The organism is Pseudomonas pseudonitroreducens (genome assembly GCF_021603645.1).
GTDB lineage: Bacteria > Pseudomonadota > Gammaproteobacteria > Pseudomonadales > Pseudomonadaceae > Pseudomonas > Pseudomonas pseudonitroreducens.
Genome location: NZ_BQHJ01000014.1, coordinates 170192 through 192033 on the forward strand (window position 1 = coordinate 170192; position 21842 = coordinate 192033).

At 60.3% G+C, this 21842-nt stretch carries 18 protein-coding genes and 2 pseudogenes; 9 read left to right on the top strand and 11 right to left on the bottom strand.

The window, feature by feature from the left end:
- Positions 1–108: 108 nt before the first annotated feature.
- Positions 109–672 carry a hypothetical protein gene (locus tag L6D89_RS28330; RefSeq protein ID WP_236172263.1) on the bottom strand — a complete coding sequence of 188 codons (564 nt, stop codon included), beginning with the start codon at positions 670–672 and terminating at the stop codon, positions 109–111.
- Positions 650–1414 carry an SURF1 family protein gene (locus L6D89_RS28335; protein ID WP_236201838.1) on the bottom strand — a complete coding sequence of 255 codons (765 nt, stop codon included), beginning with the start codon at positions 1412–1414 and terminating at the stop codon, positions 650–652. Before L6D89_RS28335 ends, L6D89_RS28330 begins: the two co-directional genes overlap by 23 nt.
- 44 nt (positions 1415–1458) lie before the next feature.
- Here L6D89_RS28335 and L6D89_RS28340 point away from each other — a divergent pair, with 44 nt between their 5' ends.
- Positions 1459–1668 (top strand): twin transmembrane helix small protein, encoded by a 210-nt coding sequence (locus L6D89_RS28340; protein ID WP_236172261.1) that lies wholly within the window; start codon positions 1459–1461, stop codon positions 1666–1668.
- Between the two features lie 204 nt (positions 1669–1872).
- Here the strand turns inward: L6D89_RS28340 and L6D89_RS28345 are convergent, their stop codons facing one another.
- The 4 genes from L6D89_RS28345 to coxB all read right to left on the bottom strand — a co-directional run bounded on the left by L6D89_RS28345 (position 1873) and on the right by coxB (position 6179).
- A complete protein-coding gene (locus tag L6D89_RS28345) occupies positions 1873–2760 on the bottom strand; it encodes a cytochrome c oxidase subunit 3 (protein ID WP_138213360.1) in 888 nt (295 codons plus the stop codon).
- Between the two features lie 22 nt (positions 2761–2782).
- Positions 2783–3340, bottom strand: coding sequence for a cytochrome c oxidase assembly protein (locus L6D89_RS28350; RefSeq protein WP_081518891.1), 558 nt, complete (start codon positions 3338–3340; stop codon positions 2783–2785).
- Positions 3341–3448: 108 nt separating this feature from the next.
- Positions 3449–5044 (bottom strand): cytochrome c oxidase subunit I, encoded by a 1596-nt coding sequence (gene ctaD, locus L6D89_RS28355; RefSeq protein ID WP_236172259.1) that lies wholly within the window; start codon positions 5042–5044, stop codon positions 3449–3451.
- Between the two features lie 10 nt (positions 5045–5054).
- Positions 5055–6179 (bottom strand): cytochrome c oxidase subunit II, encoded by a 1125-nt coding sequence (gene coxB, locus L6D89_RS28360; RefSeq protein ID WP_169889504.1) that lies wholly within the window; start codon positions 6177–6179, stop codon positions 5055–5057.
- 418 nt (positions 6180–6597) lie between these two features.
- On the opposite strand from coxB, the gene L6D89_RS28365 reads away from it, so the two are divergent.
- Positions 6598–7242: a hypothetical protein gene (locus L6D89_RS28365; RefSeq protein WP_236172258.1), complete on the top strand. Its 645-nt coding sequence runs from the start codon at positions 6598–6600 to the stop codon at positions 7240–7242.
- Between the two features lie 3 nt (positions 7243–7245).
- On the opposite strand, the gene L6D89_RS28370 is transcribed toward L6D89_RS28365, so the two are convergent.
- Complete coding sequence (locus tag L6D89_RS28370; protein ID WP_236201839.1) at positions 7246–8781, bottom strand: SulP family inorganic anion transporter; 1536 nt, start codon at positions 8779–8781, stop codon at positions 7246–7248.
- 197 nt (positions 8782–8978) lie between these two features.
- Positions 8979–9695 (bottom strand): carbonic anhydrase, encoded by a 717-nt coding sequence (locus L6D89_RS28375; RefSeq protein WP_024763725.1) that lies wholly within the window; start codon positions 9693–9695, stop codon positions 8979–8981.
- 402 nt (positions 9696–10097) lie between these two features.
- Here L6D89_RS28375 and L6D89_RS28380 point away from each other — a divergent pair, with 402 nt between their 5' ends.
- A complete protein-coding gene (locus tag L6D89_RS28380) occupies positions 10098–11105 on the top strand; it encodes a hypothetical protein (protein WP_236201840.1) in 1008 nt (335 codons plus the stop codon).
- A gap of 1 nt (position 11106) precedes the next feature.
- Here the strand turns inward: L6D89_RS28380 and L6D89_RS28385 are convergent.
- Both L6D89_RS28385 and L6D89_RS28390 read right to left on the bottom strand, forming a co-directional pair.
- Positions 11107–11940, bottom strand: a pseudogene (locus L6D89_RS28385) (PA0069 family radical SAM protein); the annotation flags it as partial.
- A 29-nt stretch (positions 11941–11969) separates the two neighbouring features.
- Positions 11970–12242 (bottom strand): annotated as a pseudogene (locus L6D89_RS28390) (transposase); the annotation flags it as partial.
- Positions 12243–12506: 264 nt separating this feature from the next.
- Between L6D89_RS28390 and L6D89_RS28395 the strand changes: the two are divergent.
- From L6D89_RS28395 to L6D89_RS28420, 6 genes are all read left to right on the top strand, one after another.
- The gene (locus tag L6D89_RS28395) at positions 12507–14219 is read left to right on the top strand and encodes a hypothetical protein (RefSeq protein WP_003150565.1); all 1713 of its coding nucleotides are present in this window, start codon (positions 12507–12509) and stop codon (positions 14217–14219) included.
- Between the two features lie 102 nt (positions 14220–14321).
- Positions 14322–15845, top strand: a complete 1524-nt coding sequence (locus L6D89_RS28400) for a DUF5677 domain-containing protein (protein ID WP_011979119.1) — start codon at positions 14322–14324, stop codon at positions 15843–15845.
- A 565-nt stretch (positions 15846–16410) separates the two neighbouring features.
- Positions 16411–17586, top strand: coding sequence for an HNH endonuclease (locus L6D89_RS28405; protein WP_034037831.1), 1176 nt, complete (start codon positions 16411–16413; stop codon positions 17584–17586).
- On the top strand, positions 17586–18839 hold the full coding sequence (locus L6D89_RS28410; protein WP_011979117.1) for a nucleotidyltransferase domain-containing protein: 1254 nt from the start codon (positions 17586–17588) through the stop codon (positions 18837–18839). The genes L6D89_RS28405 and L6D89_RS28410 overlap by 1 nt, the downstream gene beginning before the upstream one ends.
- A gap of 292 nt (positions 18840–19131) precedes the next feature.
- Positions 19132–20607 (top strand): ThiF family adenylyltransferase, encoded by a 1476-nt coding sequence (locus tag L6D89_RS28415; RefSeq protein WP_200903763.1) that lies wholly within the window; start codon positions 19132–19134, stop codon positions 20605–20607.
- Positions 20604–21095 (top strand): Mov34/MPN/PAD-1 family protein, encoded by a 492-nt coding sequence (locus tag L6D89_RS28420; RefSeq protein WP_023628724.1) that lies wholly within the window; start codon positions 20604–20606, stop codon positions 21093–21095. Before L6D89_RS28415 ends, L6D89_RS28420 begins: the two co-directional genes overlap by 4 nt.
- Here the strand turns inward: L6D89_RS28420 and L6D89_RS28425 are convergent.
- Positions 21092–21640, bottom strand: a complete 549-nt coding sequence (locus L6D89_RS28425; protein ID WP_031314431.1) for a 3'-5' exonuclease — start codon at positions 21638–21640, stop codon at positions 21092–21094. The two genes, L6D89_RS28420 and L6D89_RS28425, sit on opposite strands and share 4 nt — an antisense overlap.
- Positions 21641–21842: the final 202 nt, after the last annotated feature.

Here is a 21842-nt window from a genome sequence, read left to right on the forward strand (position 1 = left end):
CTGCGTTAAAAGCGGGCTAAACAATGCTCATTTACGCCGCGTAGACTCCGCTTTTTTAGCCCGCTTTTGCCTTGTTCTGCTCTAGCTCACGAGATCGTAAACAGGTTCTTAACCGATGTTGGACAGCTTCAGCAGCAACTGCAGGTCCTTGAGGATCGACTTGCCGTTGGCCTTGGCGTCGTAGCGCAGCACCAGGTTGCCGTGCGGGTCGACGATCCACAGCTGCGGCTGGGCGCCGGTGTGCTGGTTGGGCGTCAGGCCCAGGCGTTGCAGGCGCGGGTAGTCCTTGTCGAGCAGGCCGGTGAACTCGGCCGGCAGCGGCTTGGCAAAGGCCAGCGCGTGTTCGGCGCGGCTGGCTTCGCGGCCGAGGCCGATGTTGATCTGCCGCGCCAGGTAGACCAGTTGCTGGCAGTCGCTGGCGCAGGCCTCCGGTGCGGTGACCAGCAGTTGCCAATGTTCGCTCGACTGGTCGGCCTGTACGCCGAGGTCCGCCGGGGTCTGGCCGGTGGCAATCAGGTCGCCGCTGTAACTGCGGCCTTCTGGCACCCAGAACTGCAGCTTGTACATGGCGGTGGCGAGCAGCATCGGCCCCAGCACCATGCCGAGGATCAGCAGCAGTTGCACGCGGCCGCGGCGGCGGTTGGGGGCGTCAGGCAGAGTCATGGCGGTCATGGTCAAGGGTCTCCCGTGCGCGACGGATGCCGAGGTAGAGGTAAAGGGCGGACAGTGCGATAGCCAGGGCGAACCACTGCACGGCGTAGCCGACGTGGCGCTCCGGGGGCATGGCGACGATCGGCCAGTCGGTGTCGAAGGCGGCGTCGCCCGGTTCCAGGCGAATTTCCAGCGGGCTGCCTTCGCGGCCGAGCTGGTCCCACAGGAACGGGGCGTCCACCTGGGTGATCAGGCGCGGCCAGCTGGCGAGCGGGGCGCTTGGGCCGGCGGCTGGCGGGGCATAGGTCCAGGCGTCCAGCAGCAGGTCGTGATTGGGCGTATCGATCTTCGGTGGCACGCGACGGTCCGGCCAGGGCACCCAACCGCGGTTGACCAGCAGCCATTGGTGGCCGACGCGGTCGAAGAAGGGTTGCAGCACCTCGACACCGGCCTGGCCGTTGCGGGTGCGGTTGTCGAGCAGGGCGGTGTGTTCAGCGTCGAGCTGGCCCTGCAGGCGCACGCGAACGTAGCTGCGCGGTGGCTGGCGCTCGAGCTCGGCAATGCTGATCGGGTCCTGCAGGCGCTGGGCTTCGGCAACGGCGAGGAGGGTGCGTTTTTCAGCGGCGCGGGAGAGCTGCCAGAAGCCCAGGCCGATCAGCACCGGCAGCAGCGCGAGGACCACCAGGGTTGGCGCAATGCCCGGCCGGAAGGCGCGCGTGGCGCGGCCTTGGCGGTGCTCGGTAGCGTGCTGGCTATACTGCAAGACATCCCCCTCAACCCCAGTCCCCTGCGGACAGGAGGCCGGTAGTGCTCAAAGCTGCGATCGTTCTGTTGTTGCTGGCGACCGTCGTCAGTCTGTTCAGTGGCCTGTTCTTTCTGGTCAAGGACGAGGGCCACGGTTCGCGGGTGGTCAACGCGCTGACCGTGCGTGTCACCCTGACTGCCCTGACCGTCGCTCTGATCGCCTGGGGTTTCCTCAGCGGCCAACTCGGCAGCTCCGCACCCTGGCATTTCTAGTTCCGTATTGCTCTGGGTAGGAGCAATCGTCTTCCTCTGAAGCCTTGTGCCTGCGTTCCCCCTCACCCCAGCCCTCTCCCTCAGGGAGAGGGGGCTTTGCGTGCCGGCTGACGTTACGGTTTCATCCTGCGCCGAACGGTCCCCTCTCCCTTTGGGAGAGGGCTAGGGTGAGGGGCTTTTGAGCTTGCCGCGGGCGGAACGTCCTCACAGCACGTAAACGAAGATGAACAGCCCGATCCACACCACGTCGACGAAGTGCCAGTACCAGCTGGCCGCCTCGAAGCCGAAGTGTTTGTCGGCGTCGAAGTGCCCGCGAATGATGCGGATCAGCATGATGCTCAGCATGATCGCGCCGATGGTCACGTGGGCGCCGTGGAAGCCGGTGAGCATGAAGAAGGTTGCGCCGTAGATGCCCGAGCCCAGGGTCAGGCCCAGCTCGCTATAGGCCTCGTGGTACTCGTAGGCCTGCAGCACGATGAAGCACGCGCCCAACGCCACCGTGGCGGCCAGCCACATCTTCAGCGGGCCGCGATGGTTCTTCTTCAGCGCGTGGTGGGCGAAGGTCACGGTGAAGCTGGAGGTGACCAGCAGCAGGGTGTTGATCAGCGGCAGCTTCCACGGATCGATCACTTCCTTGGGCGGCGGGAACAGCTTGTTGTCCGGGTTGTTCAGCTGCGGCCAGCCGGTTTCGAACTGCGGCCAGAGCATGTGCGAGATGCCGTGGTGGCCTTCGCCGCCCAGCCATGGGTTGACGAAGTGGCGCACGTAGAACAGCGCGCCGAAGAAGGCGGCGAAGAACATCACCTCGGAGAAGATGAACCAGCTCATGCCCCAGCGGAACGAACGGTCCATCTGCGGGCTGTAGAGACCGCCGCGGCTTTCCTTGATGACGTTGCCGAACCAGCCGAACAGCATGTACGCCAGGATCAGCCCGCCGGCGAAGAAGATCCACGGGCCGTGGGAGTGTTCCTTGCCGGCGCTCATGTCGTTCATCCAGGTGCCGACGCCGAACATCGTCACCAGCATGCCGATGGTGGCGATGATCGGCCACTTGCTCTGCGCGGGGACGTAATAGGGATCGTGGGTTGCCATTGTTCTTGTTCTCCTTTGCCCTTCAGCGCTCGTTACTGGCCACGGGTGGCTTGCGGGCAGTGATGTCGAACAGCGTGTAAGCAAGCGTCAGGTGACGCACATCCTTGGGCAGGTCGCGGTCGACGATGAAACGCACCGGCATTTCGATGCGCTCGCCCGGCTGCAGGACCTGCTGGGTGAAGCAGAAGCATTCGGTCTTGTGGAAGTAGGTGGCCGCCACCGACGGCGCGATGCTCGGGATCGCCTGGGCAGTCATCGGCTTGTCGGTGGGGTTGTAGGCGACGAACAGCATCTGGTTCACCGCGCCCGGATGCACCACCAGTTGCTCGGCTTCGGGGTGGAATTCCCAGACCATGTCGATGTTGTTGTTGGCGACGAACTGGATCTTCACTTCGCGCGACTGATCGACCACCTGGCCATCGCCCTGGTAGGCGCTGCCGGAGGTCTTGCCGTTGATCCCCAGCGCCTTGCACATCACGTCGTACAGCGGCACCAGGGCGAAGCCGAAGGCGAACATGGCAACCACGGCAATGACCAGCCGGGTCACCAGCTTGCGCGTTTCGATGTTGCCGTCGCTCATCTTGTTGTCCTCTTTTCGTAGGAGCGAGCTTGCTCGCGAACCACTTGAAGCCATGGCCGGTGGGGAGGCCGGTTCGCGAGCAAGCTCGCTCCTACAAGAGCCGGTTCGTCACTTCACTTCGGGCGGGGTGCTGAAGGTGTGGTACGGCGCGGGCGAGGGAATCGTCCACTCCAGGCCTTCCGCGCCATCCCAGGGTTTGGCCGGTGCTGGCGGGCCGCCGCGGATGCACTTGATGACGATGAACAGGAACAGCAGCTGCGTGGTGCCGAACATGAAGGCGCCGATGGACGAGACCATGTTGAAGTCGGCGAACTGCAGGTTGTAGTCCGGAATCCGCCGCGGCATGCCGGCCAGGCCGACGAAGTGCATCGGGAAGAACGCCAGGTTCATGCCGATGAAGCTCATCCAGAAGTGCAGCTTGCCCAGCGTCTCGTCGTACATGTGGCCGGTCCATTTCGGCAGCCAGTAGTAGGCCGAGGCGAAGATGCCGAAGATCGCGCCGGGCACCAGCACGTAGTGGAAGTGCGCCACCACGAAGTAGGTGTCCTGGTACTGGAAGTCCGCCGGGGCGATGGCCAGCATCAGCCCGGAGAAGCCGCCGATGGTGAACAGGATGACGAAGGCCACGGCGAACAGCATCGGCGTCTCGAAGGTCAGCGAGCCCTGCCACATGGTCGACGCCCAGTTGAACACCTTCACCCCGGTGGGCACGGCGATCAGCATGGTCGCGTACATGAAGAACAGCTCGCCCACCAGCGGGATGCCGACCACGAACATGTGGTGCGCCCAGACGACGAAGGACAGGAAGGCAATCGACGCGGTGGCGTAGACCATCGAGGTGTAGCCGAACAGCGGCTTGCGGCTGAAGGCCGGGATGATCGAGCTGACGGCGCCGAACGCCGGCAGGATCATGATGTACACCTCGGGGTGGCCGAAGAACCAGAACACGTGCTGGAACAGCACCGGGTCGCCGCCGCCGGCCGCGCTGAAGAAGCTGGTGCCGAAGTGGATGTCCATCAGCATCATCGTCACGCAACCCGCCAGCACCGGCATCACCGCGATCAGCAGGAACGCGGTGATCAGCCAGGTCCAGACGAACAGCGGCATCTTCATCAGCGTCATGCCCGGGGCGCGCAGGTTGAGGATGGTGGCGATCACGTTGATCGCGCCCATGATCGAACTCATGCCCATCAGGTGGATGGCGAAAATGAAGAAGGTCACGCTGTGCGGCGCGAAGGTGGTGGAAAGCGGCGCGTAGAAGGTCCAGCCGAAGTTCGGGCCGCCGCCGGGCATGAACAGCGTGCTCACCAGCAGGCCGAAGGCTGCCGGCAGCAGCCAGAAGCTGAAGTTGTTCATGCGTGGCAGGGCCATATCCGGCGCGCCGATCATCAGCGGCACCATCCAGTTGGCCAGGCCGACGAAGGCCGGCATCACCGCACCGAAGACCATCACCAGGCCGTGCATGGTGGTCATCTGGTTGAAGAACGCCGGCTCGACGATCTGCAGGCCCGGCTGGAACAGTTCGGCGCGGATCACCATGGCGAAGGAGCCGCCAAGCAGGAAGGCGCAGAAGCTGAACCACAGGTACAGCGTGCCGATGTCCTTGTGGTTGGTGGTCAGTACCCAGCGCATCAGGCCCTTGGCGGGGCCGTGGTGGTGGTCGCCGGCGTGAGAATGGTCGGGGTGATCGATCACTGTACTCATCGCGGCCTCCTTATTGTTGTTTCTGCTTGTAGGCGACCACGTCCTGCGGGGTCACCATGTCGCCGTCGTTGTTGCCCCAGGCGTTGCGCTCGTAAGTGATCACCGCGGCGATGTCGACTTCCGAGAGCTGTTTGCCGAAGGCCGCCATGGCCGTGCCCTGGACGCCGTTGAACACGGTTTCCAGGTGGTGCTCCTTGGGCCCGGTGACGATCTTCGAGCCCTTGAGCGCCGGGAACATCGGCGGCATGCCCTGGCCTTCAGGCTGGTGACAGGCGGCGCAGATGGTGTGGTAGACCTTGTCGCCACGGGCGACCAGCTCTTCCTTCGTCCATTCCTTGCTGGTCAGCTCCTTGAGCTTGACCGCCTCTTCCTTGCGCTCGGCCAGCCACTTGTCGAAGTCGGGCTTGGACTTCACGTCGACGACGATGGGCATGAAACCGTGGTCCTTGCCGCACAGCTCCGCGCATTGGCCGCGGTAGACGCCGGGCTGGTCGACCTTGGTCCAGGCCTCGTTGACGAAGCCGGGAATGGCATCGCGCTTGACCGCGAAGGCCGGCACCCACCAGGAGTGGATCACGTCGCTGGAGGTGACCAGGAAGCGCACCTTGACCCCGGCCGGCAGCACCAGCGGATTGTCCACCTCGAGCAGGTAGTGCTCGTCCTTGTCGGCCTTGTTGTGGATCTGGTCCTGCGGCGTGGCGAGGTTGGAGAAGAACTCCACATCCTGGCCCAGGTACTTGTATTGCCACTTCCACTGGTAGCCGGTGACCTGCACGTCCAGCTCGGGCTCCGAGGTGTCGTACATGTGGATCAGCGTCTTGGTGGCCGGGACGGCCATCACCACCAGGATCAGGAAGGGAATGACGGTCCAGAGGATTTCCACCGTGGTGCTCTCGTGGAAATGCGCGGGCTGCTGCCCGGTGGACCGACGGTGGACGATCATCGACCAGAACATCGCGCCGAAGACGACGATGCCGATGACCACGCAGATCCAGAAGATCGTCATGTGAAGATCGAAAACGTTACGGCTGACTTCCGTCGCACCGGGGGCCATGTTGACCGTCCAGGCGGCGTTTGCCTGACTGAAAGCCAAGAGCAAAAGGAAGCCCATCCAGACTCGTGGATGTCGCAGCATTCGGGTTCCCCTTATCGTTGTTTTTATCCCGCCGGCATAGCGCCCTGGCTGCGATCCCCATTGCAGAGGGGTCGAGCCTGAACAAGCCAACGGCCAAGGGAGTGACCGCCAAGACAACTTACCTTTGACGTCTTACCTCGGCAGCACGCAGGGCAGGCCGGGTCCATCAGGTTTTCGGTGTGTCGAAGCGGAGTATAGCCACGGGTTGCGACATAACAACGCAGAGTAAAAACTGTGTTTGAAAGACCGAAGTGTGATCTCAAAGCCACGGACGACGCGGGTTTGGAGTACCATGCTGGCCGTCTGATATGCCGTGCCGGCATAACCAGTTCATGAATATGACAATCGCGTCTTAGCTTCGCCCGGGGTGCGGCTAAGGTCTTTCTTCACTTTCCAAACCCGTTGTCTTGGAGTTGTCATGAACACCGCTGCACTGCGTGAGCTGATCCGGAATGCCCACCTGCTCGAATCCCGCCATGGCCATCTCGCCCGCCTGATCCAGAGCCAACTGCAAAGCCTGCACAAGAGCATCGCCCTGACCGGCGAGGACCCCAGCGGCACGCTGACGCGCTTCGTCCATGCCTACATCGAGCAGGTGCCGGATTTCCTCGATGCTGCCAACGCCGTGGCGCGAGCAGCCGGTATCGAGGACCGCATCAAGCCGGTGCTCAAGCTCGCCGAGCAGTTCTTCCTTACACCGCCTGCGCTGCTCGATGGCCACGATGGCCTGGACGCGCTGCTGGACGAGTCCTACCTCGCCCACCGCCTGGTGGAGGAGGTAAATGACCGCTACATCGCCCACTTCAACCAGCCGCTGATCCCGCTGGACACTACCGTGGCCAACCTGGTGGCGCACCAGTTGATCGGCGAACCCTTCGCCAACCAGCTGGATGAGGCGGTGCACCACGCGGTCAATGGCATGCTCGACGACAGCACCTTCAGCGCTGAATCCGCTGTCAGCTACCGCGCACGGCTCAACGACCCGCAGGTGGTCATGGCCTGGCAGCAGTGGCCGTGCCTGTCGCGGCAGTTCGGTGTGGAGCTGGAGCTGGGCCGCGCCTGAGGCTCAGCCCGGGCTGTGCAGCGCGCGCAGCCGACCTTCCACGCGGCGGCGCAGGCCGTTGCCTTCGATGGACAGCCGGCAATCGCTGGCTGCGGCGCTGCGGCCCCAGTCTTCGAGCAGCTCCATGCACGCGTGATCGATGTAGTTCAGGTGCTGCAATGGCACGCGCAGGTGCGTTCCCGGCTTCACCGACTGCAGCGTCCGGGACAGCGCCGGCACCTTGAGGAAGGTGGCCGCGCCGACCAGACGCAGTTCGGCACCGTTGCCTTCCTCGTCGTAGCGCAGGCTGATCTTCAGCCGTGCGGCCTTGAACACCAGCTTCAGTAGCGTCAGCGCAAAGCCCAGCAGCACGCCGGTCAACAGATCGGTGGCGACGATCGCCAGTGCGGTCGCCGCATGCACCAGCATCGGCATGCGTCCATAGCGGCCCAACGAGCGCAGCGCCTTCAGGTCCACCAGCTTGATGCCGGTGTAGACCAGCACACCCGCCAGGCTGGCAATGGGTATCTGCCGCAGCAGCCCGCCCAGCAGCACGACGAAACCCAGTAGCCAGAGCCCATGGAAGATCGCCGCGGCGCGGCTGCGCGCGCCCGCCTGCACGTTGGCCGAGCTGCGCACGATCACCCCGGTCATCGGCAGCGCGCCGACCAGCCCGCAGAGCATGTTGCCCACGCCCTGGGCGCTCAGCTCGCGGTCCATGTCCGAGCGTGGGCCGTTGTGCATACGGTCCACGGCGGCGGCCGAGAGCAGCGTCTCGGCGCTGGCGATGAAGGCGACCACCACCGCGGCCAATAGAATGGCCGGGTCGAGCAGAGCGCCAAGATCGCCGGGGCGAATCCAGTCGATGGCATCGCCAAGGTTCTGCGGCACGCTCACCCGCAGCACGTCGAGTTCCAGGGCGATGCTCGCCAACGTCGCCAGGCTCACGCCGATCAGGGCGCCGGGCAGCATGCGCAGCCGGCGCGGTTTGAAACGCTCCCACAACGCCATGCAGGCCATGGTGCCGAGCCCGAGCAGCGCCGCATCGAAACCGCTGGTTTCGGACAGGAGCGCGGCCGGGAACGCCAGCAGGTTATCCAGCCCGGACGCCTGCGGCTTGAGATCGAGCATCACGTGCACCTGCGACAGCACGATGAGAATGCCGATGCCGGCGAGCATTCCATAGACCACCGCCGGCGAGGTCACGCGGAACCAGCAGCCCAGGCGCAGCCTGCCCGCCAGCAGCTGCAGCGCGCCGGCCAGCAGCAGGATCGGCCCGAGCATGGCCATGCCGTGGGCGCGCACCAGTTCGAAGACCAGCACCGCAAGCCCCGCCGCCGGGCCGCTCACCTGCAGCGGCGAGCCGGCGAGAAAGCCGACGACCAGGCCGCCGATGATGCCGGTCACCAGCCCCTTGGCCGGTGGCATGCCCGAGGCGATGGCGATGCCCATGCATAACGGCAGGGCGACGAGAAACACCACCACCGACGCGAGCAGGTCGCGCGGCAGTGCTTGGCGCAGTTGGGAAAATCCGCATGGAACAGAGTGGGAGGCCGACATGGCGCTGTTCTCCTTCGAGCATTTTTCGGGCGCGCGAAAGCCCACGACGCCGGTCTCGACCGCATCGACACGCGCAATTCAAAGGGATGGCGAACGCAGTGGCTGCGTACGCCTCAGGCAGGGATCAAGGCAGAAGCGGGGCGCGGCGTTTGTTCTGCTGGGCCGCCGCGCCCCGGGTGCGTGCTGGTATCAGCCGCTTATTGCGGGGAATAGCGCGGGCGTGGGGTGGCGCTGGGCGTCGGGCCTTCGCCGTCGAGGGCGCGGAAGCGGCCTTCCTGGGCATCGTAGGCCTTGATGGCGCTGGTCTCGATGTCATACACCCAGCCGTGGATGAACAGCTGGCCGGAGGCCAGGCGCGCTGCTACTGAGGGGTGCGTCTTCAGGTGATCGAGCTGGGCCACCACGTTCTCCTCGGTGAGCACGCCCAGGTGTTCCTGGGTCGCGCAACCGCAGGTCTGCGCGACCACGGTGCGGGCCACTTCGGCATGGCGCAGCCAGGCTTTCACCGTCGGCATGCCTTCCAGTGTTTGCGGCGCCAGCACCGCCTTCATCGCGCCACAGTCGGAGTGACCGCAGACGATGATGTGCTGCACGCCCAGGGCCATCACCGCGAATTCGATGGCGGTGGATACGCCACCGTTCATCTGGCCGTAGGGTGGTACGACGTTGCCGACGTTGCGGGTAACGAACAGGTCGCCCGGCGAGCTCTGGGTGATCAGCTCAGGGACGATGCGCGAATCGGCGCAGGTAATGAACATGGCGCGCGGGTTTTGCGCATGGGCCAGCTTCTTGAACAGCTCTTCCTGTTGCGGGAAGACGTCGTGACGGAACTGACGGAAACCCTCGACGATATGGCGAAGCGCCTCGTCGGCAGATTCGTGGGCGTGATCCTCACCGTGCGTTTTGTCGTTCATGTATCAGCCTCGAAGAATGACGAAGAATTTTCCCACGTCAGCCGACGCTCTCCCTGGGGAGAAAAGGCACAGGCGTGGGAAAAAATCTGTCGTGACCGGTAAGTCACTTTGTGCTCAAACCCTAGGTCAGGAAGATTAAACCAAAATTAAAAAATCGCTCTGGAATGAGCTTTTGCATGATGTTTCGCCGATATTTCACGATGATATCGGCAAGCTATCATGGCGATGAAATGTCACACTGCAACTGTGATGATGGCGATGTTCTGCTTTTGGGCAATATGCCATTATCCGCTGCGATTTCTGTCAGACCCGGACCACCGGGCCTCTTGCTTGGTCAGGATGACGAGCGTGGCGCACGACGCCGGACCCTTCCCTACCCCCCCAGGAAACAAGGATGTGACCATGCAAGACATCTACAAGATGGCTGGCCATGCGGCCGCGAGCGCGGTGCAGACGGTCAGCGGCGGCGAGCTGCTGATGCCGATGTTCCACTGCCTGGAGCCGGACGGCCGGCTCAAGATGGTGGTGCTGATGGCGGACACCGGCGAGGAAGCCATGCAGGCGGGCCAGCGCATGTACCAGGAAAACACCCAGCAGGCCCAGGGTGCGGTATGGATCGTCGATGGCTTTGTGACCCACAAGGAGGTTGGCAAGGTCGACGCACTGATTCTGAACATTGTTTCCTACGCCGAACCGCGCCGTGAGATGCAACTGGCTGTTCCCTATCGCCATGCCCACAGCCACGAAGGCTTTGCCGTGTTCAAGCCGAAACTGCTGGGCGTGACCGGTATCGCCCAGGACGAGCTGCAAGCGCTGATCGATGCCTTCTATGAAGGGCGTGACGGAAATGCCGAAGGCCGGGCGATCTGGAAGGAGCACCAGCAGGACCAGATCACCGGCATGACCGGCTTCGCCGGGTTCTCCGGCGAGGACTGGAAGCACCTGCGCGAGGCGCCTGTGGCGATCTTTTGCATGGTCGCCAGCGCCGACGGCGAGATCGACGCCAAGGAGGCCCAAGCCTTCGGCAAGCTGTTCAAGGAATCCGGCAAATACCCCAGCGTGCTGATGCAGCGCGTGATGACCGAGCTCAGCCCGGATACGCCCAGCGGCCGTGCGGTGCTGATGGACTTCCTGCAGCGTTTCTCCGACCCCGAGTTCAACCGCCTGCAGTACCTGGTCGACGTCAATCGACTGCTGGGGCAGCAGGTCAGCGACGCTGACGCGGCGGCCTTCAAGGCGGACCTGCTGGCGCTGGGCAAGGCCGTGGCGGAGTCCTCCGGCGGCTTTTTCGGCTTCGGCAGCAAGGTCAGCAAGGAGGAAAAGAACGTGCTGGTGGTCATCGAAAGATTGCTCAACTCGCCGCTGCAGCTCGCCCAGATGATGGCGGACCTGGTGGCTCCCGACCGCTGATTCAGAACAGGCTCATCTGGCTGCGCGGCGGGGCGAACGCCGTGCAGTCCAGGCCGAAGCTGCCGCGCCGGCCCAGCCCCAGGCGGCGCATGGCGACCTCGAAGCGCTTGGCCAGCAGATCGGCGAATGGGCCTTCGCCGCGAAAGCGGTGACCGAAGCGGCTGTCGTAGATTTCCCCGCCGCGCAGCTGGCGGATCAGGCTCATCACATGGCTGGCGCGCTGCGGGTAGTGTGCCGCCAGCCATTCCTCGAACAGCGGGCCAACCTCGCGCGGCAGGCGCAGCATCATGTAGCTGGCGCTCTGGGCGCCGGCGTCATGGGCGGCTTCGAGCAAGGCCTCCAGCTCGCGGTCGTTGATCATCGGGATCATCGGCGAACACAGCACTCCGACCGGAATGCCCTGTTCGCGCATCACCCGGATCGCCCGCAGGCGCGCGGAGGGCGCGGCGGCCCGCGGCTCGAGGATGCGCTTGAGCTCATCGTCCAGCGTGGTCAGGCTGATCATCACGGCGACCAGATTCTGTCTCGCCAGCTCCGCCAGCAGGTCGAGGTCGCGCAGGATCAGCGAGCCCTTGGTGACGATGGTGACCGGGTGGCGGAAGCGCAGCAGCACTTCGAGGATCTGCCGGGTCAGGCGCTGCTGGCGCTCGATGGGCTGGTAGGGATCGGTGTTGGCGCCCAGGTTGATCGGCGCGCAGACGTAGCCCTTGCGGCTCAACTCTTCTTCCAGCACTTCGGCGGCGTTGGTCTTGGCGATCAGCTTCGTCTCGAAATCCAGCCCTGGCGACAGGTCCCAGTACGCATGGCTGGGCCGCGCGTAGCAGTAGATGCAGCCCGTGCTTATCCATTAAGTCAACCCCTAGACACCGATGTGTGAGCCTCGCGTTCGAGACGGCGGCTGGACTGGATGCGATTGAGATAGCCGTAGATGTAGATCTTCAGCAGGTCGGCAGGATGGTAAGCGGGGCGACCTGTTTCAGCCGGGACGACGCCCTCGAAACCCAACTGGCCAAGGTTGAGTTCATCGACGAAAACATCGACCACCCGCACCGGGTTGGTGTCCGCCACGTAGTCATCCAGGCTCTCGGGAAGCAGCGCGCTTTGGCCTCGATGCTCTCCCTGGATAAAACGCTTCATTGGCGCCCCCGCTGATTTCGAATCCATCAAATCACAGCAAGGTCGATGCCAACGTTTTTACACAGCCTGGGCCACTAGCGGTCGCTCTCATCAACCCTCACACGGCAGCATGTGACAAAGCCTGTCGACTGTGCGTGAGCCTATTGGCTTTGGAGAGTAGAGCGTGGTTAGCCAAGGTGCCTTGCGAACCTTTATGGGATTGACCTGTATAGTGCCGGAGCGGAGATTAAGCTCCACCGAACCAATGGTAGTGCGAGAGGGAAGATGCGCCGATTTGAAGCCAAGGACCTAATTGCGCTCGCGACCGCGCCAATGAATCCAGATGATCATTGGTACGTGGATGCTGAACAAGCCTCGCAGTACCTGGTCGCGAATGCGAATGCTGATGAGATCGTCATCTATGCATCCGCTCCCGCGGTATTGATCGTCGGAGCTCTCGTACCAACCGTTAACGTCACACCGGTTGACGGAGGCGCGCTTCAGAATACGTCGCTTTGCACTGATGCAGCTTGGAAGATTCAAAAGTCTTGGAACGCGGCTGAAGGTTACCGCGTATACCTAGAGCCACCATTTCCGAATGACCGGGTATCAGCCCTCTCTGGCGGCGAGACGCTCGTCACAAGGCGATATCTTTCGGGCGTGCACAAAGGTCCGGCTCCAATTGAAGTCAGCCAGAAACTCGTCCACTGCCTGGACATTCACTATATCCCCGAGCGGAATGCCTACTGTCGCCTAGACGGCAACGGGGATATCGAGGATGTGATACGGGTTTTGACGCTTCCAATCGATGAGCAGTTGGAAGGTAGAGAAGTCGTAACGATCCTTCGCAAAGATCTGGACACATACATGGCAGTCGCGGATCTAGCGCTGGTTATCAAGTTTGACTTCACGCGGACCGTTCGCGGTAGCTTCAGCGGCTGGAATGACGTAAGCCGCTACCATCGCGATGGGGAGGATCTTTTTTACCATGGCGGTTCAGCCGCTCGTGCCAGCTTCATGCACGGCGCTATGGTTGTGCGCTCACGAACAACCCTGGCTGAACAGGAAGAGGCGTGGCGCAGGGATTTTGAAGGTGCCCCTGACCGGGAGTATGCAGTTTTCAAAATTTACGACCGCAAAAATGATCGCAATGTCGAGACATCCGCTAGCCCGCTTCATATCGTCAGCTACTTCGAGCAAAGCGACCTGCCGTGGCAAATCTCTCCCGCATTCTTTAGGCCTGAGGTTCTCCAGCGCTTCAAGGCCGACCCAGAAAAATACACGCTCGAAGACCGAAGCATCTCCTGCCGCGGAGCTTGGCACATCAAGTCATACGACATAAATGAGGCAGGCCAAGTCCACGTTTACATCGGCGACCTCGCCAAGCTTCCTATTGCAGAGCAAAACTACTGGAAGGCATTCAACGAATGGCCGAAGTCATCCATCTCGGCACGAGCCCATCGGACGGATATAGAGGGGCAGTGGTGTACGACCTACGACCCCTTAAATTCTTTAAGAAATAAGGTGAGAGCACTGGATAAGGCCTGCCCGGAATGGTGGAACCGGAGAGGCGATGCACTGATGGATAGCGTACTGGCCCCGGCTACCGACTCCCCGAAAGAATGGGGAGATGAAATATTGGCGCTCGACCAATTGCTGGTGGAGGGCTTCCTGGATAAGCCTCTGCGAAAGATCGCCCAAGAAAAAGGGCGAGAAATAGAGCCTGTGTGGCGCTCGCTGAAGCTTCTTCATGAAATTCTGCTTGGAAGCACTCTGAGTGAGGAGGCTGCCAAACAACTGCTGGCTCCTATGAAAAAGCTCCATGAGCTTCGCAATGAGATCCGAGGACACGCGACCCATGAGAAAAAGGAGGTCGCAATTCGCGAGGCCCGTACTACCCACGGTAATTTTCGAGCTCATTTTTTCCATCTTGCAGAAGGCTGCGACCAGGCTCTCATCGGCGTGCTAAAGGCACTCGAGTTCGAAATGGAAGATTAGAAAACCGAGTTCTGACCCGCCCCAGCTGTAGGCATGCTTCGTCTCACAATCGTCACCCGCAACGTTGCGAGAGCCAACCAGACCCGAGAGTAGGAACGGCAAATGACCAAGAAAAAGAAGAAGAGTCGTTCAGGCAAGATCACGACACCGCTCGCCGGCCACAAAAGGGTCGGTAAAGCTCTCGTGCCCCCAATGCTGCAGCTAGAGGGGGTGAGCTTTTCATCTTGGGTCAATGACCGTCTACCCGAGATGCTATGGGCCAGCCTCGTGATCACAGTCATCCCCAGGGATCAGGCGCTTGAGGCATTCCGTGACATTGCCGCGTTAGGTCTTCGCTATCGCAAAGACGAACGGGAGCAGGCGACAGGTTGGACGCTGAGACACACCCATCTTCCCGCTCAACCGCGTGAGCTTTTTGAAGCGCTCGTTGGCCGAGTATTGCGGTGCCACGCAGGTGCTCAGGCCCTACGCCCCCTACTCCTTCTGGAAAACCTTCCAGGTATTACCTGGTGGAAAGCTGCACTTGGTAGCGAACCAATCGAAGATGACTGGCAGACACTTGGGCAGGCTGTTCAAAAGACCTTCGACCACCAGTCTCAAGAAGCAACAGACGTTCGCTGGGTCAGCATTCTGTTCAAAATCGCCTTGGGAGAAATGCTGTTCCCCGCAGGTTTTGAGGAGCACCTTCTAGAGATTGTTGAGTATCCAAATCGCGGAGATATGAGGAGCGTTCGCCCCTCTATCAGGGCCATGGAGATGACGTTCACTCATCTGGGTCAAAGCTCATGGTCTGAGTCATTTTGGACCGACATGCTGCAACAAACGGGTTGCACTCCTGCTCCGTTGCTGCCCAGAGAAAAGCCCTCAAATGATCTTCAGGCTGTCCGGCTGGGGCTCGTTGAGGTCCGGAAAGCTTTACTTGAACACTGGTTTACAACTCTAAGCACTTCTGGGATAGACCCTAAGCAGGACGGCGTCTTTGGTTTCGGCTTTTTCGCGCTGTCCTGTTTTGCGGAAATGAGTTCAGGCCCATTGAACGAAGGCATTGCCGGCAGGCTCCTGCTTCGTGCGCTTACAGAGTGCAGGATTTCGTTGGCATTTTTGGTTCGGTGCGGCGATGACGCCATGTGGAAGAAGTTCCGATCCTATGGCGCCGGCCAGGCAAAGCTCGCATTGCTCAAGCACGAGGAGATGACAGGCGAAAGGCCTCGATTCGTAACCCTGGAAACCCTGGAACGCCTGGCGAATGAAGACTACTTCCAAGAATACGTCGAGATCGATCTAGGCCATTGGTGTGGCAAAGATCTTCGAAAACTGGCAGAGGAGTCAGGCACCAAGGAAGATTATGACCGGTACTACGGCTGGGCTTCAGGCTTCGTTCATGGACAGTGGGGCGCCATGCGAGACAGCAACTTCACTCACTGCCTGAATCCGTTGCACCGTTTCCATCGTGTTCCACTACCTTTCCATCGGAAGCTCGAACCAACGCTTGATGACGGATTGCAATTGGTCAACTCCATCCTCGACGACGTTAGCACTGCGTATCCTGGCTTCAATGCTCGTATCAAGATCAGTTCTGACTCTATGGAGCGGCAAGAGGATGCTGCGACAGTAGAGCCTACGTAGCACTAGAAAGGCGAACGGGCTTTTCTCGCTGGGTAATTGGACAGACTTTCCCGCTCATTTGCATTCGACCTGACCAGTCACTTGCATCGAATTTGACCAGCATGCTTCGTGGCCCTATCTGGCACAGAACGCCCAGCCCCTGCTGGAGCTGATTTACCTCAGGGCAATTCACCGCGCTGGTGAGAGAAAACTAGCGGTGTTCTCCAACAGAGCATTTGGTTAGGACGTCTGCTACTGGCCGGGGGCTGCGAATGACGGAGGTCAGGAGCCGGCCAAATACCACCGTTGAGGCTTTTAGGTATCTAAGAAGGGTGACTCACCTCGAGGCCATCACTCTCCCTTTCGCGGTCATCACGGCACCTGTCCAGAACTAGTTGCTGAACCGAGCGAAATACTGGAGATGTCTATCAGACGCGTGTGGTAACAGCTAGCAACCAACGGCTGGTAGCGCCGAAATTTTATTTTAGCCGCTTCGCTTCCCCGACCTTGAATTCCGATTTAGCGACCTCACCTGATCTCAAAGAGCCAGTACGCATTAGTGGTTCTGATGTTTCTAGGAGGCCTCGTGGGAAAACAAGAAAAAGCCAATGCTGCCACCGGCCGCTATGACACTGACGACGTGACGAAGCGTGTCGTGTGGACTCAGGCTGCAGGCCATTGTGAGCTGTGCGGTACCGACCTCATGTATGACTACCGTGCAGGTAAGCCCATGAAATGGGGCGAGGTAGCCCACATCCTGCCAGCTAGCCCAAAGGGCCCACGGGGTCGATCTGACCATGACGAAGCCAAGGCTGCGTCGCTCACCAACGACCCAGCCAATCTTATGCTTCTCTGCCCTGGCTGCCATGACAAAATTGATCGGGATGCTGAGGGATATCCAGAAAGCGATCTCAGCGGCCTGCACCAAGCGTACCTGGAGCGAGTTCGGCTGGCGGCGACCACTCCTGATGGTGGAAGAGCGATTCCAGTAATTGTCCAAAGCCAGCATTTCGCAACGAACAACGACATCCCCGTTCGTGATCTGTTGGTGGCAATGTCCTCAGAGGGACTGACTGCATTCGATCATCCCATCAAGATCACTTTTCCGGCCCCGAGCCATCGTGGCAGGGATGCCCACTATTGGCAGAGCATTAAGGACAACATTCAGCACGAATTAGAGCAGCAGCTAAAGCGCCGCGGAGGAGCCTATGGTGATGTTCCAGCGCTGGCCGTAGTGGGCGTGGCAGACATCCCAGCGCTGATCATGCTGGGGCAGTCCTTAGGTGATCGATCCAAGCGCCTGCTTTTCTCGTTCAACCGCGAACACCAACTACGTTGGCCTGACCAGTCAGCCGAACCTCCCGAGTTTGTGTTCACCCCGCCCTCGGATGGAGAAGGCCCGCTGGCTCTGGTGTTGTCTATCTCCGCGCAAGTCCCAACTCGCGATGTCGAAGAGGCACTACCTGGTGCGCGTATCGCTGAGCTGAGCATCCCAGTGCCCAGCTATGCGATGGTTCAGAACCGTCGTGTGATACACGCGTTTCGCGACGCTCTACAAACGCACTTGAGCCGGCTTGAGGCCATGACTGCAGACACAATCCATGTGTTTGCGGCGATTCCCGCTGCTTTGGCAATTGAGTTCGGGGCCTTGCTTACTACGCAACACCAACACGCTTACCTGATTTTCGATCGAGATAAAGACAACCAAAACAGGTTCACGCCAACACTACAGTTGGGCCACCAAGCCCAGGAGGTTCGTTGATGTCCATGAGCAATGAACAGACCAAGCGCGGAAGCTGGGAGCACTTTCTGCTCCGCGCCGCGAAGGAGATCTCACTGTCCGAAGCGCAGTACGAGAAGATCAACGACCGATACTCCCAGCTTGAGAAGATCCTCAACGCTTCCGACAATCCACTACTGGCGGAGGCGCACATTTTTGTCCAAGGCTCCATGCGCCTGAAGACAACGATCAAGCCCGTTTCTGGCGCCCCAGAGGATCTGGACACCATCGACGCGGACGCCATTATTTGGCTCCCTCATGCCCAGGATGCTGGAGCTCGAGAGGTTCTGGATGCCATTGAGGAACGCTTCAAGGCTGGCAGCCGTGTCCAGGAGGAAATCAAGCAACTACGCCGGGGCATCCGGATCGTCTATGCGGACGAAAACCCCGGATTCCACATCGATGTCACGCCAGCGCGTGCCATCAATGGGAATTCTCAAGGCAATGGCGAAGGTAAGCTTGAAGTACCGGATCGGGAGACTGGGTGGAAGGCGAGCAGCCCGATCCCGTACTCAAAATGGTTGCAGGTCGCGTCAACGCAAACCATCTCCTTGGCGGAACATATGGCTGTCGCGAAAAGCCAGCGCGCTTTTGATGCCGCCACTCAGGATCCGCTGCCGCAGTATCAGGACTATCTCGATCAAGACCCACTTCGGGCAACGATCAAGCTGCTGAAGCGACATCGGGATGAGTGGGCCATCCGCACCAAAAATACGGATCATCGTCCGATTTCGGCAGTCATCACCACTCTCGCTACCCACGCCTACCTTGATGTGGCGAAAGAGTCCCAGTCGACGCCGCTGAGGCCGCTAGATGCCATCCTCGAAATCGTTCGAAGGATGCCGGATCACGTTAAGTACCGGGGCAACGAATGCCAGGTTTGCAACCCGGCAGATAGCGGCGAAAACTTCGCTGAAAAATGGAATAGACCGCTCGATGGACATCGCTACCGCCGGGCATTCCAGGAGTGGCACGAGAATGCCAGCGTATCGGTCTCGCTGGGACTTGAAAGCTTCGAGTCCGCAGAGGCGTTTGCCAAGGCAGTGAACGAAAACTTCGGCATTGGCCCTACCTTCATTTCGGCAGTGAATAGCGAAATTCCGCCCAACTGGACGATGCCTGGCCGGCCTGATGGCACCACCCGAAACGCCACGTTAATGGGCACCATGTTTGGCGGCGCGAGCGGGACTGCGAGCTCTCAAGAGGATGTGAAGCCAGTTGGGCGTCTTGGTTGATCAGACGGATACGTCTCTGCAGCGCGGTATAGCCGCGCTACGGGGTGCTCTTGGCGAAGATGCCGCACACGCACTGCTTCAGCCTGCGGTCCCTCGGACCGGTGAAGCTGCGAGCTACTACTTTCCTCTGCCAGTTGACTATACGGGCACGGAGCGGCGGCTACGCATCAGCTTTCCCAAGAATTTCCCCCGCGGTGGGTTGAGGCTTACAGTCGAGCCCTCGCCATGGCTTGTATGGCCTCACGCTATGGAAGTCGGGCTCTGCCTGCATGGTTTCCAGGAGCGCCCAGTGATGGGCACCCCTGAGTATGTGGTGTCGGATAGCTTGGCGCGGTTAGCCAAGATCGTGAATTTGTCCCGCATGGGTTCATGTGCGGCTACCCGGGATGCCGAATTTCGTCGCGAAATCACATCGTACTGGTCTAGGCAGCAAGGGCAATCTCTACAAAACCTTATCCTTTTGGATCGCCCTCAAGCTGCCTCGAAGCTGTATGCCCTTAGCGATCCTCGACAAACGTTACCATCTGGCCAGGAAACAGTCTGGCTCGCCCCGGATTTGGCATCCCTGAAAAGACACTACCGGCGGACGATTGGCCGATCTCCAAGGATGCGAGCACCGGAGGCCCCAGGTTTCTACGCAAAGCTTCGGAGCTATCCGGACCTGCGTCTTCCCGCCCCGGAGCTACTGCTCACATGGCTTTTGCCGCATCTTGCTCCTAATGACAGAACGCAGCTGGTGGCTTGGTTCAATGAGCGTGGCTCACTGCCCAACCGCTGGATCGCTTTGGAGCTACCCGGGGATGCCAGCGCCCCAATCTACTGCCTGAACGTTCGCGCATACGGCCCACGGCTGGATCGAGGATCGAGGTTTTACCTGCGATCAGCGCGGCGCCGGCCTGCAGTTGTAGTCAATCATCCCCCAGTTCTGATCCGAGCAACGACGCTGGATGTGCTGGATAGGACGGAGATTTTGTCCCGTGACCTCAGTGGCGTGGCGCAGAAGCTAGAAGGAGCTCGCGTCGTTTGCGTTGGGGTAGGCTCATTGGGTAGCACCGTTGCCCTACAGTTGGCGCGTTCGGGGGTTGGTCATCTGACACTCATTGACCCGGATCACTTGGTCTCGGCAAATCTTGGCAGACATGTGCTCGGTGCCGATGACCTTGGTCTCCCCAAGGCCGAAGCGCTTCAGGAAAGAATTCGCAAAGACCTGCCCACCACGGATGTCGCGGCGTTCGCCACCTTCGCCGAAGTGGTGATGTACAAGAATCCCGAGGTTTTTGATAAAGCGGATCTGGTAGTGGTTACTACCGCAGACTGGCAGTCGGAGGTGGCGCTGTGGGGGGCCAAGTCAAATGGCACCTCCTGGGGTTTACTCCAGGCTTGGAGTGAACCTCATACACAGGTGGGGCATGTGCTCCTTGCGCCATCTGGTGCATTTGATGCTCGAGGCCTATTCACAGACAACGGTGATTTTAAGCACAAGTTCACCGAGTGGCCGGAAGGAGGGGTCGTCGCCCTTCCCGCCTGCGGGGAGAGTTTCATCCCGGGAGGCTCACTTGGGATGGTGAACATTGCTTCGATGGTTTCTCAAGCTGCATTACGAGCGTTGAATGGCAACATCGGTAGCCCGAGCTGGGTCAGCAGCATCAATCGACCTGATGACGTGGTTACGCTGGGAGGTAACTATCTCGGGCCTGAGCTACCTGCCGGAATGCAGCAGGCCCTGCTGGAGCGCGATTGGCCGGAAATATCGGAGAGAAGTAAATGACGGCGATCGCCTGGCAATGGACCTGGCCCGGGCTAAACACTTCTCTGTTGGTATCGCAGGAGGTTGCGAGCCTGCTGGAGAGCTACAGACAGAAGCACTTTGATGTAGAGCGTGGAGGCCAGCTATTCGTTGACCCTTCAGGCGCTGCCGGATTGGTACTGGCCTTGGCAACTCCTCCTCATAAAGATGATCGGGCTGGTAGGACCTGGCTGGATTTGAATGCTCGTCGCTGTCGAAAGGAAATTGAGCAGGCTAACGCCACAGGTCTCCGCCTGGTGGGGTACTGGCATACGCACCCGCAAAGTATTCCTATGATCTCCCCCACTGATATCGGGAGTTTTTCCAGGTTCGCTGCGTACTACACCCAACAGCTGCCGCACCCGCTAGCAATCATCGTGGGCAACTCCAGCAGCCACGAAGGCATAAAGGCTTGGTCTTTTAGGGATGGGCGTTATGTTGAGGCCATCCGGGGCAGTTGGCCCGGTTAGCGGTTACGTGCCTCTTCCAGCATGAGAGCGAAAAGCTCCCCCTGAAATCGTGCGTCGTCTAACGCGTTATGGTTGGGAGCGCTTTGGGGTTTGAAACGAGCGGTCATTTGAGAGGATTTAGTTTCCCCCCAGCGGCATCCGGTAGCCCCCATGTAATACGCCTTGATGTCGAGTGCGGTGAACCCAAAGGGGTTCGTCCCAGAATATTTTTGGAAGTAGTAGTTGATGAACGACCAGTCAAACGGGGCATTCAGCCCCACGAAAACGACTTTCTGATCTGCCGAACATACCTGGTTCAACCATTGCTTCAGCTTGAGCATCGCCGTCTTTGGGGCTAGCCCTTCGTTTTCGAGCCTGGTGAGGTCAAGGCCAGTTACGGCGACAGCCTCCGGATCGTGTTGTAGGCCGTCTGGCTGGAGCTCGAGATAGATTGACTGAGCGGGCTCTGAGACGACGCAAGCGCCGATGGAAAGCAGGCTATAGATGCCTGGCACCGGCCCCGAAGTCTCGACATCGACGGAAACATAAAGCTCATCGCTCATCATCTTGCTCCCTATATTTCGAACAGTATGCTGGGGGTTGAACAAGGCTAACACCCCCAACTCGATGGAGAAGTAGTCGCCGTGGATAACGCTCGTGACTGTGTGACCAAGGAAATTGTTGAGGCCGAAGACCTCAAGCTGTTGGCAGTAGTGGACACCTATGGCTACCAGTGCACAGGCTGTGACACTCAGGCTTTCCCCCCGG

Coding starts and splice junctions, on each gene's coding strand:
- L6D89_RS28330 (WP_236172263.1), bottom strand. CDS start 672: ATGACCGCCATGACTCTGCCTGACGCCCCCAACCGCCGCCGCGGCCGC.
- L6D89_RS28345 (WP_138213360.1), bottom strand. CDS start 2,760: ATGGCAACCCACGATCCCTATTACGTCCCCGCGCAGAGCAAGTGGCCG.
- L6D89_RS28350 (WP_081518891.1), bottom strand. CDS start 3,340: ATGAGCGACGGCAACATCGAAACGCGCAAGCTGGTGACCCGGCTGGTC.
- ctaD (WP_236172259.1), bottom strand. CDS start 5,044: ATGAGTACAGTGATCGATCACCCCGACCATTCTCACGCCGGCGACCAC.
- coxB (WP_169889504.1), bottom strand. CDS start 6,179: ATGCTGCGACATCCACGAGTCTGGATGGGCTTCCTTTTGCTCTTGGCT.
- L6D89_RS28365 (WP_236172258.1), top strand. CDS start 6,598: ATGAACACCGCTGCACTGCGTGAGCTGATCCGGAATGCCCACCTGCTC.
- L6D89_RS28370 (WP_236201839.1), bottom strand. CDS start 8,781: ATGTCGGCCTCCCACTCTGTTCCATGCGGATTTTCCCAACTGCGCCAA.
- L6D89_RS28375 (WP_024763725.1), bottom strand. CDS start 9,695: ATGAACGACAAAACGCACGGTGAGGATCACGCCCACGAATCTGCCGAC.
- L6D89_RS28380 (WP_236201840.1), top strand. CDS start 10,098: ATGCAAGACATCTACAAGATGGCTGGCCATGCGGCCGCGAGCGCGGTG.
- L6D89_RS28395 (WP_003150565.1), top strand. CDS start 12,507: ATGCGCCGATTTGAAGCCAAGGACCTAATTGCGCTCGCGACCGCGCCA.
- L6D89_RS28400 (WP_011979119.1), top strand. CDS start 14,322: ATGACCAAGAAAAAGAAGAAGAGTCGTTCAGGCAAGATCACGACACCG.
- L6D89_RS28410 (WP_011979117.1), top strand. CDS start 17,586: ATGTCCATGAGCAATGAACAGACCAAGCGCGGAAGCTGGGAGCACTTT.
- L6D89_RS28415 (WP_200903763.1), top strand. CDS start 19,132: ATGGGCACCCCTGAGTATGTGGTGTCGGATAGCTTGGCGCGGTTAGCC.
- L6D89_RS28420 (WP_023628724.1), top strand. CDS start 20,604: ATGACGGCGATCGCCTGGCAATGGACCTGGCCCGGGCTAAACACTTCT.
- L6D89_RS28425 (WP_031314431.1), bottom strand. CDS start 21,640: ATGATGAGCGATGAGCTTTATGTTTCCGTCGATGTCGAGACTTCGGGG.